Below are 13,186 nucleotides of genomic sequence, written 5' to 3'. Positions count from 1 at the left end.
TCTTTTTTCGAGGAAATCAAACGACAAAATAAGGCGCCACTTTAAATGAACTATGATTCATGAACCAGTATTCATTTAATATAAATGCTGAAACCCAGCGGCGTCAAGCACTGATACAAGTTTCTCGAGAAAATTCCAGTCAACCTGTTTTGCACAGCTGCGATTCATGCAAAGCTAACACAAAACAATCCGGATAGGCGGTTTACGTTATTAAAATTCAGTGCTACGCTACACCTCACACATCAGCAGTCCACAAAAAATTTTTGATGTGCAAACAATTGGAGGAGACAAAATGTCACAGCAGCAAGATACGGCACGCAAGATTGTCCGGACGAACGACCATGTCCGCAAAACTTCGGTTGGCAAGGGGCTGTTTACCCTCATCACCGCAGTGGTCGTAGTGGGATCGTTTATAGCTTTGAACTATGCGTTGGCAGTCGCCGATATGTGGGTCGGGTTTCTCTTTGCGCTCTATTGGGGCGGACTTGAGCGTTCCAATTTCAAGAAGCTATCTAATTGCATCGTAGGCGCCGCCGTTGGCTTGACGGTAGCCTACTTTTTGCATGCACTGCCGTTGGCTTTGGGAGCAGCTGCGCTGGCGCCGTGCATTGCCGGCGTGATTGTTTTGGTATTTTTCCAAATCATGGGTTGGTTCGTGGTGGCGATCAATATGACCACCATGCTCTTCTTGACGGTTGCCACGATCCCCTCGATCCAGGCAAGCAGCCAATATCCGCAGCTAATGATCTCCATGGCGCTCGGCGCATTGTATTTTTCGATCGTCGTCTGGATCGCTAATCAAATTTCACGCCGCTTTGCGAATGCAGCCCGCTTGTCCTCCTCCCTCCCTAAAGGATGACGATCGGCCACGCCTTATCGAAGAGACCCATTTATTCAAACGAGCCGGTGCATCTCGGCAATTTCGTGGGAAACATGGGAGCGTCGCAAGGCGTGGCCAGCGGCCGATCATATGGTCGAAACAGAGGAAAAATTCAGGGAACCACAGCATAGCGAGTGGCGAAAAATGGGTAGCAATACTGCACCTTTCATTCGACAGGTTGCAGCAAAGCAGCGTCGTGCGGAGCAGTTGTTCCTGGATCTAAAACAAGCCGACATGAGAGACTTATAACAGTGTCTCTACCTTTAACTCGCACTAAAGACATGCGTGTCACCATATCGTATTTCGGCCATCAGCGGGCTGGCCGCTTCTTCGTCCGCTCCTGACGAGGTTCTATTTTCCAGTTATTGTCGTCCATCAGCCTGGCGAACAACCGTTCGCGTGCTGCTTTTGAAATCGGTGAGAGTCCGAGTAAAACGTTGAACGCAATGCCACTAGCAGCAAAATAGCGAAGCAGAGCAAGCTCCGGGTCGACTGCATCGTCTTGCAGCTTCTTCATCTTGGCGATCTCCGACTCCCGGGATTCAATCAGTAATTCGGGATTTTCAACCAGAGCTGCCAATATAGCGCGCGCCACCGAGTGTGACTGGTTGGAGGCAGCCCTATACGTTGCGATCTGCATAGAGAGGATTTGCTCAGTTTTTGATGCTCCCTCACTCGCCAGATGGTTTCGTGCAATGCGATCGAAGTCCTGCTTCTGGAAGTCAAGCAAGGCCTTCAGCACCCCGTTCTTCGTACGGAACTGGTGCATAAGCCCGCCCTTGCTTATGCCACTTTCCTGCGCCAACGAATCGAAAGTCAACCCTTTCACGCCTTCTCTGGTAAGGATCGCAAATGCGGCTTCAATTGCTTTTCTACGGGTTGTCTCTGAACGTGTCGGATTGTCCATTGTAAATAGTTTTGTGTGACGTAGAAGCTGGCTATGGGCCGCCGGCGCTACGCGCGTCACGGCAAGTTCTAGTGAGTTATCAGGATCGATAGAGTACATTACTTTTGGTGCGAAGATATACGAGCTCCGCATAAGGAACATGATCGAGCGCGCCGCGCCAGCGGGCGTCTAACCGGCGACTGGCCCTGGATCTCTGCTTCGATGCCGAAAGTTCGCCAATCCCCCTTATCATTTCTGTATTCGATTTGGTCGAAAAACCAACTCAATTGGATCAAGGATTGCTGTGGCATTTCGATGCGACGATGGCAGTCTGGATCCTCATCGCGCTATTCAAAGTCTCGCCATAACGTAAACGGCAGATGAATACCAAGGCAATTCAAAAACCGACCAGAAAGATTGTTTTTTCCGCCATTCCGAGGTATCTTCACTGGTTTGGGAGCTCTCCATCCCGCAATGGAAATAGATAATGGATAACACTACTCGATCGAAGCTATCACGCAACGCCATCATTCAGGCGGCCCTGATCATCATCGGACGCGATGGCCCTCGTCGTTTGACGCTTGATGCCATTGCACGCGAAGCCGGTGTCAGTAAAGGCGGGCTAATGCATCAGTTCCGGTCGAAAGAGGCTGTGCTAAGGGCGATGTTGGAATATCAGGCCGAATACTTCGATACATTTTCTCAGCACTACATGACCGAGGCAGGTACTACGTCGCCCGAAGCCAACTTGTCGACACAGATCGCGGTAGCCCGCGAAGCTGTCACTACGCAAAAATCGGTTGCGTTTGCAATGCTCGGTGCCATCAGCGAAGAACCAGGGCTTTTGTCCATGTTTAAAGAGATTGATGCCAAGAAAATTGAATCCATCAAGACAGAGGCCGTTGATCCTGAATTAGCGACCCTGCGCTGGTATGCTGCCAGGGGAATGCTTCTGAGCGCCCTGCTCGGGCAATGCTCCCTTTCGGATGATGAGCGCCAGCGCCTTTTTGATCGCTTGCTCGACAGCCAGCAATGGCTGACTCATAACAAGACTTAGAAGAACGCTCCTCGTGCACGCCCTGTCGCAGGAGACCGTGTGCTCGGCTGCGATAAGCTGATCATATTTTTCTTTGATCTCCACATGTCGGACATTCCTCAAAGGTTGTTCGATAGCTGACGCAGCGTCACAGAGCATAGCTCGCTGAACGAGCCTGGGCTCGCTCCTTTGCTATAAATGACCGCCCCCTTTCTCTACTGCAAGATTTCAGCATATTTTATAAATCAAAATAAAACCGACCAACCGGTTTGCAAATTCAATATTCAATGCTATATTCGCTCCCTGAGCTAGCGCGAAAGGGGCGGCCGGAGGTTGATCTCGTTATCAGTTGAATGTCGTAGCCAGGTTCGTACAAACCGCTAGACATTGATCTCCGTCACGGCCATGCCCCGCTCGTCTACCAAGTTGTAGCAGGCGATGACAGTCATTCCTGGAAAAATCTGAAGAGGAATCGAAATGAACATATCCATCAATGCAATCCGGCCGGTAGCGGTTACAGCGTTATGCGTGGCGCTTGCCGCTTGCGGGACCACGCAACCGAGTGCGTATTCGGGAATCGCCTCGTCATCCAAGCTGGTACCGAATCAGAAAGACGATACCGGCCGTGTTCCGTACAGCTATTCGACTTCTGTGGAATGGCAGAAATACAACACGATCATCATTGATCCGGTCGCGATCTACAGAGGGCCAGATCATCAGTTTGGAGATTTGTCAGAGGCGGACAAGCAGGAACTCGCCCGCTACATGGATACGACGTTCAGAAAAGCATTAAGTCAGCGATTTCAAGTAGTCGCCAATCCCGGATCGAATACTCTCAAGCTCAGAGTGACCTTGGCCGGCGCGGGGACAAACACTGCGGTGGCATCGACGGTGACCCGCTTTGACTTGGCTGGAATGCCTTACAACGTCGTCCAATCCATACGTGGAAAAGAAGGAATGTTCATGGGGTCAGTCAGCTATTCGGTCGAAATCTATGATGCGACGAGTAACCAACTCCTGAAGGCGTTCGTGACAAAGCAGTATCCCAATGCAATGAATATTGCGGCGACCTTCGGTTCGCTCCATGCTGCCAAAACTGGCATCGACAAGGGTGCGGATGCGCTGGTTGCGTACCTGAAATAAGCGGCGCGATAAAAGCTCTGCAACGACTAAATCCGCAGATAGAGATGCCATGACAAACCATGACATTGCGCGCGATGCGCCGGCTTCAGGTGCCGACCGCCAGCACCTGATCGCCTGCGAATACTGCGACGCTGTCTACCAACGCACCGGCGTTGCTGAGGGCGAGCGTGCGCAGTGCCGGCGTTGCGGCGCTACGCTATACCGCGAGAGCACGCGCGTCTATCATCGCCTGCTGCCATTAGTGGTAACCGCGCTCATCCTGTTTTTGCTGTCCAACGTTTTTCCCATAGTTGAGATGGAGCTCAAGGGCATTCGCACGCAGACCACCTTATGGGGAGCGGTAGAGGCACTGTATGCCGATCACATGGTGCTGGTGGCCTTGTTGGTGTTTGCGACTACCATCCTGTTTCCGTTGGCAGAGATGCTGATGATGCTCTACCTGCTGGTACTGATGGCGCGACACCGGTTACCGGCCGGCTTCGAGCTCATCATGCGTGCCATCCAACACACACGGCCGTGGGGAATGATCGAGGTTTATTTACTGGGCGTGGTGGTGACGCTGGTCAAGCTGTCCAGCGTTGCGGATATCCTGCCGGGCGTTGCATTATGGTCGTTCAGTGTACTAGTGGTGGTGCTGGCGGCCATGGTGTCGTTCGATCCGCGCGACCTGTGGCAATACATAAAGACGGAACCGCCGCGATGAGCGTGCCGCTGCCTGCCGCCGCCGTGTCGACGGCCACGCCGATGAAACTGGTGTCTTGCCACGCCTGCCACTTGCTAAGCGCACAGGCGCTCGAAGGCTTGAGGTGCCCGCGCTGTGGGACCGTCCTGCACCGTCGAAAGCCAGATAGCGTGGCGCGTAGCTGGGCCTTTCTGATCGCTGCCGTAATCCTCTACATTCCCGCTAACCTGCTCCCAATGATGACCACGCAGTCTGTTTTCGGGACCTCGAACGACACCGTCCTCTCCGGCATCGTCTATTTCTGGATTTCGGATTCCATGGCGTTAGCGCTCCTGGTGCTGATTGCCAGCGTGGTGGTGCCGCTGTTAAAGATGATGGCCTTGACGATGCTGCTGCTCTCGGTACAGTTCCGCTCCACCTGGCGCATCCGCCAGCAGACCCGGCTGTACCGCCTGCTGGAAGTGATCGGGCGGTGGTCAATGCTCGATATTTTCGTCGTGGCCATGCTGGCCGCGCTGGTACGCGCCGGCAAGCTGGCTACCATTATTCCCGGCCCCGGAGCCCTGGCTTTTGCCTCGGTGGTAGTGCTGACCATGCTCGCTTCCCTGAGTTTCGATTCCCGCTTGCTATGGGATTCGCTAGATGAAAACAATGGCTAAACGCAATGACTGAACGAGACTCTTCTAATCTTCCGGCACTACCGTTGCCAATGCCACCGCAACGTCACAAGCCCGCACGGTGGTTGCCATCGCTGGTATGGCTGATCCCGATCGTTGCCGCTATAGTCGGGTTATCGCTGCTGATACACACGCTGTCCGAGCGCGGCCCGGAAATCACTGTGACTTTCCGTACCGCCGATGGGCTCGCACCCGGGAAGACTCCTGTGCGCTATAAGGCAGTGGATATCGGTGTGGTCAAGTCTTTGCGCCTGGCGCCGGATCGTTCCCACGTGATTGCCACCATAGCGTTGACCAACGATGCCGGAAGCTTCCTGGCCAAGGACACGCGCTTCTGGGTCGTGCGTCCGCGTTTTGCCTTCTCGGGTATTTCAGGCCTGGAGACGCTGCTGTCCGGTACCTATATCGGTGTGGACGCAGGTACGTCGGAAACGCGTATACGCACTTTCACCGGACTGGAAGTGCCACCGGCGGTAGCCACCGACACCTCCGGCAAGCAATTCGTGCTGCGAGCCGCGGATCTCGGCTCGCTCGACATCGGTTCCCCGGTCTACTACCGGCGCGTGCGGGTGGGGCAGGTAGTGGCCTACCAGCTCGCACCAAACGGCAAAGATCTCTCCTTGCGCGTATTTATCGAGCAGCCCTACGACAAGCTGGTCACGGCCAACACGCGCTTCTGGCATGCCAGCGGTTTTGACATCAAGCTGGACGCCGGCGGCCTCAAGGTCAATACGCAGGCGCTTGCTACCATGCTGCTTGGCGGCGTGGCCTTCCAGGATCCCGACGATTCCAAGGCCGCCACCGCAGCCGGCGAGAATACCCAATTCATGCTGGCCGGCGACCAGACCGAGGCCATGAAGGCTCCTGAAGAATTGAAGCCGGCGCTTGCCGTCCTCAACTTTGACCAATCCGTGCGTGGCCTGGCGCCAGGTGCACCGCTAGATTTTCGCGGCATAGTGGTGGGCCAGGTACGCTCGATCGGGATCGAGTATCAGCGCGATAAGAAAACCTTCCGTTTTCCCGTAATAGTGGAACTTTATCCATCCCGTATGGGCTTCAGCCCGCGTGACCTGGAAGATAAACAGCAGGCATACGATATCGCTGAAACCATGAACAAACGCGGTATGCGTGCGCAACTGCGCAATGGCAATCCGTTGACCGGTCAACTCTACGTGGCATTTGATTTTTTCCCCAAGGCGCCGCCGGTCAAGATCAGCGTCGACGGTCCCATGCCCGAACTGGCCACCACTCCCGGCGCGTTTGACGAACTGCAAGCCAAGCTAGGCTCCATCGTCAACAAGATAGACAAGGTGCCATTCGAGCAAATCGGCCAGGATCTGCATACATCGATGGCAGCGCTGGACAAAACCTTGAATAACGCCGACAAACTGGTCAGGCAGGTCGATGGCAATGTCGTACCGCAGATCACAGCAGCCCTGCAGGACGCACACCAGACTCTGCAGATGGCTAACGATACGCTTGCCCCAAATGCCCCGCTGCAACAAGATGCGCGCCGCATGATGCAGGAGCTGACGCGCAGCGCGGCCTCGCTGCGCGCCTTGACCGACTACCTGGAGCGCCATCCCGAAGCTTTGCTGCGCGGGAAGGTGGATACGGAGAAACCATGACCACAACCGTCAGTTTGTCCGTACTATCTGCGCAGTTGGTGCTGGTTACTGCCATGTTGGCCGGCTGCGTCTCGCCCGAGCCCCGCTATTACACACTGTCACAGAGGCCGATCATTGCGGCGACTGCCGCGCCCGCTGCCAAGCAGGGCCAAGAACCAGTATTGATCGAGGTTTCCCCAGTTCGCGTACCTGATCGTCTCAATCGCGCCAATTTGCTTTTGAACAGGGGAGATAGCAGGCTCAAAGTGATGGAACAGGATCGTTGGTCAGCGCCGTTTCCCGATGAGTTGCGCGACGCACTGTCGCAGCATTTGCAAGCCAGCCTGAATGCCGTTGACATCTACCATCAAGGCACGTCCGGCAACGCGCCGTTGTATCGGGTTACCGTCGAGGTGGTGCGCATGGATGCCGAACTCGGCGGGCGCGCTGACGCCATCATCAACTGGACGGTACAGCGGTTGCCAGACAGTAAAGTGACGTCGGGCCGTACGCAGGTGGAATTGCCGACGCCGGGCGGGTTGGACAGCGTGGTAGCCGCATATCAACACATTGTCATCGCCGCCGCCGCCGATATTGCAACGGCAATACGTACATCACAAAAAATATCACTTATTTCCTCAGAAACTGGAAATTCCTTGACACGTTACAACCAATATCACGTCTTTCCCGAGAAGCAGGAAATTTCTTGATATGAAACCCGTTTACTTACAACGCCCTGGCTGCGCCACACATCAACCATCTCACATTACTAAGGAGTATTCAATGAACTTCCTTACCACCTGTCGCCTCGTCTGCCTCGCCGCGGCCATCAGCGTCACGCTGCACGCGCATGCCGAAAGTTTCACCTCTTCGGCCGCCAGCGCCGGTTCGGCGTCTAGCGACAGTGTGTCCGCATCGCTGCACGGCTCAAGTAACAGCTCGACCGGCGGCGACAAGACTGCCGATGGCAACTATCGCATCATCGATGTCGCCGCGGCGCCCGATCGCGTAGGCATCACGCGTGTCACAATGCAAGTCGACGATTCGCAGCAGCGCATAGTGCTCGACATGCCGCATGCCATTGTCGAGAAGCAGAGTCTTGGCCGAGGCGATCTTGTGCACGCGCAACACCGCGTGTACGGCTTCGAGTTCGCGCGCGGCGACACGCAGGAGGCATTCTATCTCGTGCTCGCCGACGAGTGGTACAACGAACTTGCAGCGCGACCGGTGAGCCTTTGAAGGTCTGCTACGCGTTTGCATTTGCGTTTGCTTTGATAGCGCTAGTCGCGGTGGGCCCTGCTCAGGCGCAATCTGGTCCGTCTGGTTACTCGACCTCTTCAGCCTTCTGTGACCGCGCGCAGCAGCTTACTGCCAGCCAACAGGATCGGCTGCTGCGCTTTGCCGCCGTGGTCCGTAATGAACTCGATGCAATGGAAGGCAACACTGCACTGATCAGTCGCTCGGGACTCGATCTCTCGCGCTTTCGCATCCGTTACTCGCACGCCGCCGTCACCTGGCGTGGTGAGGCCGGCACATGGTCAGCACGCCAGCTTTACTACACCTGCGATGAAGGCCGACCGCGGATCTACGATCAAGGCCTCGCCGGTTTCGTCATGGGCACTGACGATCCATCGCTCGGCTACGTCTCGATCGTGCAGTTGCCAGCCGACGCCGCCCAATCGCTGCGAGACGCATCGCTCGATACGCCGCGCGTCCAGCATCTGCTGGCTACGAGCTACAGTGCCAACGCCTACCCGTTCAGTACTCTCCACCAGAATTGTAATCAATGGGTGATGGAAATGCTCGCTGTAGCTTGGGGCAATCTAGCCGACGGCGACGACTTGCGCGGGCGCGCACAACATTGGCTGCAAGAGGTGGACTACGCCCCCAAACCGGTGGATGTCGGTTCGCACGCACTGATGTTCGCAGCAACATTTGTACCGTTGCTCCATCTCGACGATCATCCGGAGGACGATCTCTTCGCAATGAAACTGAAGATCAGCCTGCCATCAACAATAGAGACCTTCATTCGAGAGCGTCTGCCCGGCAGCGAACGCATTGAAGTGTGTCATGACGACCGGCAGATCGTCGTGCACCGTGGCTGGACACCGGTCGCCGGCGGCTGTCGACCTGGCGATGGCGATCGCGTCTTTCCGCTCTAATGACACAGTACCACCGGAAAATCCGTGTCTAAAAACTGAACAATCCGACGCGCAGAAATTCCCCGAGAGATCCAAGAAGATTGGATTACCGATATTTTCTCGAAATGCGTCAAAAGCAGTTCATTTATTGGAGATCACGTTCGAACTAACCTCGACGGGCTGGTCTATCTCTCCGAAACTGATGGCATGCATCATCCATGTACTGTGCCAGGTCCTGGCGGATTTCAGCCAGGACGAAACCAACAGACTGAAAGAATTTCCGCATAAACTGTTGTCGAAAATTTGAGATTGATCTGCATGTAAGGAGGTGCATATGTTTGAGCAAGAAACAAACGCCGACGCTATCGGCGAGATAGACGAGCTGAGCGAGATTGAATATCACTTGACCGTGGTCGAATTCGACATCCTGTGGAATCGCCGCACCACAAATCAGGAACAGAGCCGCATGGAAGAATTGATCAGGCTAATCAACGCCTTCGAGAAAAGTCGCCGCTAAGCTTGATACGTTCAATCAATTCCCGACAGAAGGTGGCGAAGTCAATCCAGACAATCGCGCGAGGCATCACCATTGGCCTCATGAATCTGTCACGAGGGCGCTTTGGCGTCAACAGCAGGACGCAACCTGTCCCCTACGATGAACGCCGCCAGAGCAGGCATTAGCAGGATCGCACCGAACACATTCACCATGAACATGAACGCGAGCAGGATGCCCATATCGGCCTGGAACTTGAGCGTGGAAAATGCCCAGGTCACCACCGACAAACTCATTGTGACCGCGGTGAAAAACGATGCGGTCCCCCTTTGCTTGAGTGCCTCTACGAACGCATGCTTGAGGGGGCGATTGCGTTCCTTTAACTCATGTTTCACGCGCTCGAACAGATAAATGCCGTAATCGACCCCAACCCCGACGCTGATCGCAATTACGGGCAGCGTGTTTACTTTCACGCCGATGCCGAGCATTGCCATGATGGCATTACAGAGCAGCGTTACCAGCGCCAGCGGTAGAATGATGCAAAGCGTGATCCGAATCGAGCGGAACGTAACTAGGCAAAGCAGCGTTACCGCAGCAAACAAGGTGATGTTCACCCACCTATCCGCATGCTCCACCACTTCGTTGGTCGCGGCCATGACACCCACATTGCCGGATGCAAGACGGAACTTCACAACATCAGAGTCGTTGGCTACCTTGAATGCTTGAATTTTATCGACGATATTGCGGATGGTTGTCGCCTGATGATCTGTGGTATAAATCGAGATCGGCATAGCGGTACAGCTCGAGTTTTTATACTCGCTGCCTAATCGTGTGGCAAAACCCACACCTTGCGCAATTTGCTCTTTTGTTTCCGGCAGCATCCGCCACTTGACCCAGCCCTCTGCAAAATCTTGCGTCACAGCACCAATGAAAGATGAAAGACTACGAACCGCACTTACCCCACTGACCTGACGCATAGTAAAGTCAAATTTCTCGATCTTATCCTGGACCGCACGGTCGACACATGGTGAATCCCCCCCTTTTGCTTCCGCGATGACTTGCAGCATGTCGACGCCGATCGCAAAGTTACGCGTCACCATGTCAACATCTCGGTTGTAGCGCGAGTCTTGGCGTAATTCCGGCACGCCCCGGCCGAGATCGCCAATTTTCAGGTTATGCAGTTGGGATAATCCGAATGCTGTCAATCCCGCAGCCGCCAGCAAAGGTAGAATTGCGCCCCGCTTCGTCGCCAAAGCGCCTATCCGGATCCACAGCCAGTTTCCCGAAGTCTCCTTGCCACGCAACTTCTGCGCCGTGACCGCCGAGAACTTCATATACGACAGCAGAATCGGCAGCAGCACTTTGTTGGTAATGATCATGACTGTCACGCCGACGGTCGCCGTCAGTGCAAGTTCCCGCACGATCTCAATGTCCACCACAGCGATCACGATAAACCCAAGCGCGTTGGCCAATAGCGCCGTGGCGCCCGGAATAAATAGCTTATTGAAACAGTTACGCGATGCGGTAATGCTATCAGCGCCATTGAGCGTCTCCAGTTTCCACGCATTCGTCATTTGCACGGCATGGGAGATGCCAATCGAGAAGATCAGGAACGGCACCAGGATCGACATCGGGTCGAGACCGATGCCCATCAGCGGCAGCAAGCCAAGCAGCCATACGACAGGAATACCCGCAGCCACCAACGTCCAGGCGGTCAGCATTAACGATCCTGAGTACCAATACAGCAGCACGGCTGTCACAAAAAATGCCGCAGCAAAGTAACCTAGAACCTTCGCCGCACCTTCTGCGATATCGGCACTCGACTTGGCGAAACCGATAATGTGAACAGAGACTTTATCGCCCTCATATTTGGTGCGAATTTTCTCGAGTTGCGCTCCGACGTCCCTAAGGTCCAGGCGCTGGCCCGTATCGGGATCTTTATCCAGCAATGACGCCGCTACGATAGTCGCAGTCATGTCGTTGGAAACAATCCGACCGACCCAGTCCGACTTAAGCACATTTTGCTTGACCTGCGCTAGCTGATCGGGGCGGCCCACGAAATCTGCCGAAATCAGATTGCCGCTTTTGAAACCATCTTCGACAACTTCGTTATAGCGGACATTTGGCGAGAACAGCGAGACGATCGAACTGCGTTCGGTGCCTTTTATGTAGAAAATGTCGTCGTTAATGTGACGCACGATATCCAAGACATCTTTCTGATATATGTCGCCATGCTTGACCTTGATCGCAATCAGTACCTTGTCCGCGCCACCGAAATCACCCTGGTAGTCAAGGAAAGTTTTCATGAACTCATGGTGCAGCGGAATCATTTTGGTAAATCCCGATGTCACTTTCAACTGCATGGCGAAGAAACCTAGTACCAGCGTGATGAGGATGCCCGCAATCAGCAACGACTTCCGCCAATGAAAGATGACATAGCCGATCCTGCCAATAATTCCTTTAGCAAATCCTTCAGACTTGAATTCGCCGTGAACCGATCCGTTGCGTTCGGTCGTTGCGTTTGCCGGCTCCTCGACTTCAAGGTCACCTATATTATGTCTGTTCATAGTCTCTTTGTTTGCAAAACCGGGCTCTTTTGTGCGCCCCCTGCTTTGGCATTTTGAATGCGTCCACCGGACAAATAACCCACATACACAAGTGCACCATCTGTTCCATAAATGGCCTGTGCAATGGGTGTTCCCTGAGGCGCAGTTTGAATGCTGAAAGTCTGACCATCGTCTGTACTTATGGCAATTAATCCGTTGTTGCCTACAAGCGCTATTTTGCCGTCTGGACCGACCGCCCCGCCGTTCAGCGTGCTGGTTGATTTAAACGGCACCTTCGTCCACGTCAGGCCCGCATCGGCTGATCGAAAGACATTCCCGCGCATCCCGTAGGTCAGCACGGCACCGTCGCTCAGTTTCAGTGCGCCAAAAAAAGATCCCACATAAGGCGACTCGATCCGCGTCCAGGTCACGCCGCGATCAGCCGATGTGGCAAGCGTTCCCGACTCACCTACGAGCAACAATATTTCGCCTATTTCAATAACCTTGGAAATATGTCGTTCAAAATCATCAGATACGACTTTCTTACGTACCCAAGTCTTTCCCTTGTCGACCGATTCGATGTAAAGACCAAACGCGCCATAGGCAACCAATCGCCCGTCCTTCATGGCAGTCACGCCAAGTATGGCGTCCTTGCCGGCATCGGCCACTGCAACCGAAATCCAAGTTTTACCACCGTCTTCTGTGCGCAGAACCGTGCCTCCATGTCCAACGGCAACGCCACCTCTCCCGTCGACAAAGGCAATCGCTGTCAGCATGCGCGTCGTAGGCGCGAACACCCCTGACCAGGTTTTACCTTGATCCGCCGATTGCATAATCAAGCCGCGTTCACCGACGGCGATCAGTTTTCCGCCGACAGCGGTTAGATCTGATAATGAAATAGTCAACACGTTGGTCGCTCCGCTTGGCAACGGCGCCTGATCTGCCAAAGCCGGCAGAGAAAAATGCTGCGTCAGGAGGAACACCACGCTTAGCAAAAAGATTTTCATCGAACTGTATCCATGTAGGTATGGGATGTCTGACCCTGCTGTGAGAAATTGCCGGTTAAAAAATGGAAGAACCTCTGCCGCACCGCAT

13 protein-coding genes are annotated in these 13,186 nt (G+C 54.4%); 10 read left to right on the top strand and 3 right to left on the bottom strand.

Annotated elements, in window-relative coordinates; translation table 11 throughout:
• Positions 1-292 precede the first annotated feature (292 nt).
• Positions 293-859, top strand: a complete 567-nt coding sequence (locus BM029_RS10720; RefSeq protein ID WP_092435810.1) for a hypothetical protein — start codon at positions 293-295, stop codon at positions 857-859.
• A 331-nt stretch (positions 860-1,190) separates the two neighbouring features.
• Here the strand turns inward: BM029_RS10720 and BM029_RS10715 are convergent, their stop codons facing one another.
• Positions 1,191-1,787 (bottom strand): TetR/AcrR family transcriptional regulator, encoded by a 597-nt coding sequence (locus BM029_RS10715; RefSeq protein ID WP_092435880.1) that lies wholly within the window; start codon positions 1,785-1,787, stop codon positions 1,191-1,193.
• A gap of 466 nt (positions 1,788-2,253) precedes the next feature.
• On the opposite strand from BM029_RS10715, the gene BM029_RS10710 reads away from it, so the two are divergent.
• The 9 genes from BM029_RS10710 (at position 2,254) to BM029_RS10670 (ending at position 9,569) form a co-directional block, all read left to right on the top strand.
• The gene (locus BM029_RS10710; protein ID WP_092435807.1) at positions 2,254-2,823 is read left to right on the top strand and encodes a TetR/AcrR family transcriptional regulator; all 570 of its coding nucleotides are present in this window, start codon (positions 2,254-2,256) and stop codon (positions 2,821-2,823) included.
• A gap of 456 nt (positions 2,824-3,279) precedes the next feature.
• Complete coding sequence (locus BM029_RS10705) at positions 3,280-3,945, top strand: DUF3313 domain-containing protein (RefSeq protein WP_092435804.1); 666 nt, start codon at positions 3,280-3,282, stop codon at positions 3,943-3,945.
• A 49-nt stretch (positions 3,946-3,994) separates the two neighbouring features.
• Positions 3,995-4,648 (top strand): paraquat-inducible protein A, encoded by a 654-nt coding sequence (locus BM029_RS10700; RefSeq protein ID WP_092435802.1) that lies wholly within the window; start codon positions 3,995-3,997, stop codon positions 4,646-4,648.
• Positions 4,645-5,286 (top strand): paraquat-inducible protein A, encoded by a 642-nt coding sequence (locus tag BM029_RS10695; protein WP_244545001.1) that lies wholly within the window; start codon positions 4,645-4,647, stop codon positions 5,284-5,286. The genes BM029_RS10700 and BM029_RS10695 overlap by 4 nt, the downstream gene beginning before the upstream one ends.
• A 5-nt stretch (positions 5,287-5,291) precedes the next feature.
• Positions 5,292-6,932: a PqiB family protein gene (locus tag BM029_RS10690; protein WP_092435796.1), complete on the top strand. Its 1,641-nt coding sequence runs from the start codon at positions 5,292-5,294 to the stop codon at positions 6,930-6,932.
• On the top strand, positions 6,929-7,621 hold the full coding sequence (locus tag BM029_RS10685) for a PqiC family protein (RefSeq protein WP_092435794.1): 693 nt from the start codon (positions 6,929-6,931) through the stop codon (positions 7,619-7,621). Before BM029_RS10690 ends, BM029_RS10685 begins: the two co-directional genes overlap by 4 nt.
• 73 nt (positions 7,622-7,694) lie before the next feature.
• A complete protein-coding gene (locus BM029_RS10680; protein WP_092435791.1) occupies positions 7,695-8,150 on the top strand; it encodes a hypothetical protein in 456 nt (151 codons plus the stop codon).
• On the top strand, positions 8,147-9,073 hold the full coding sequence (locus tag BM029_RS10675; RefSeq protein ID WP_092435789.1) for a DUF2145 domain-containing protein: 927 nt from the start codon (positions 8,147-8,149) through the stop codon (positions 9,071-9,073). The genes BM029_RS10680 and BM029_RS10675 overlap by 4 nt, the downstream gene beginning before the upstream one ends.
• A gap of 313 nt (positions 9,074-9,386) precedes the next feature.
• The gene (locus BM029_RS10670) at positions 9,387-9,569 is read left to right on the top strand and encodes a hypothetical protein (protein WP_092435786.1); all 183 of its coding nucleotides are present in this window, start codon (positions 9,387-9,389) and stop codon (positions 9,567-9,569) included.
• 89 nt (positions 9,570-9,658) lie between these two features.
• Here BM029_RS10670 and BM029_RS10665 read toward each other — a convergent pair whose 3' ends face one another.
• Entirely contained in the window at positions 9,659-12,112 is a 2,454-nt protein-coding gene (locus BM029_RS10665) for an efflux RND transporter permease subunit (protein WP_092435783.1), read from the bottom strand.
• The gene (locus tag BM029_RS10660; RefSeq protein WP_092435780.1) at positions 12,109-13,098 is read right to left on the bottom strand and encodes a WD40/YVTN/BNR-like repeat-containing protein; all 990 of its coding nucleotides are present in this window, start codon (positions 13,096-13,098) and stop codon (positions 12,109-12,111) included. The genes BM029_RS10665 and BM029_RS10660 overlap by 4 nt, the downstream gene beginning before the upstream one ends.
• Between the last annotated feature and the right edge of the window lie 88 nt (positions 13,099-13,186).

The organism is Collimonas sp. OK607 (assembly GCF_900111995.1).
Taxonomy (GTDB): domain Bacteria; phylum Pseudomonadota; class Gammaproteobacteria; order Burkholderiales; family Burkholderiaceae_D; genus Collimonas.
This window is presented reverse-complemented; position numbering and strand designations above follow the sequence as displayed.

Coding starts and splice junctions, on each gene's coding strand:
- BM029_RS10720 (WP_092435810.1), top strand. CDS start 293: ATGTCACAGCAGCAAGATACGGCACGCAAGATTGTCCGGACGAACGAC.
- BM029_RS10715 (WP_092435880.1), bottom strand. CDS start 1,787: ATGGACAATCCGACACGTTCAGAGACAACCCGTAGAAAAGCAATTGAA.
- BM029_RS10710 (WP_092435807.1), top strand. CDS start 2,254: ATGGATAACACTACTCGATCGAAGCTATCACGCAACGCCATCATTCAG.
- BM029_RS10705 (WP_092435804.1), top strand. CDS start 3,280: ATGAACATATCCATCAATGCAATCCGGCCGGTAGCGGTTACAGCGTTA.
- BM029_RS10700 (WP_092435802.1), top strand. CDS start 3,995: ATGACAAACCATGACATTGCGCGCGATGCGCCGGCTTCAGGTGCCGAC.
- BM029_RS10695 (WP_244545001.1), top strand. CDS start 4,645: ATGAGCGTGCCGCTGCCTGCCGCCGCCGTGTCGACGGCCACGCCGATG.
- BM029_RS10690 (WP_092435796.1), top strand. CDS start 5,292: ATGACTGAACGAGACTCTTCTAATCTTCCGGCACTACCGTTGCCAATG.
- BM029_RS10685 (WP_092435794.1), top strand. CDS start 6,929: ATGACCACAACCGTCAGTTTGTCCGTACTATCTGCGCAGTTGGTGCTG.
- BM029_RS10680 (WP_092435791.1), top strand. CDS start 7,695: ATGAACTTCCTTACCACCTGTCGCCTCGTCTGCCTCGCCGCGGCCATC.
- BM029_RS10670 (WP_092435786.1), top strand. CDS start 9,387: ATGTTTGAGCAAGAAACAAACGCCGACGCTATCGGCGAGATAGACGAG.
- BM029_RS10665 (WP_092435783.1), bottom strand. CDS start 12,112: ATGAACAGACATAATATAGGTGACCTTGAAGTCGAGGAGCCGGCAAAC.
- BM029_RS10660 (WP_092435780.1), bottom strand. CDS start 13,098: ATGAAAATCTTTTTGCTAAGCGTGGTGTTCCTCCTGACGCAGCATTTT.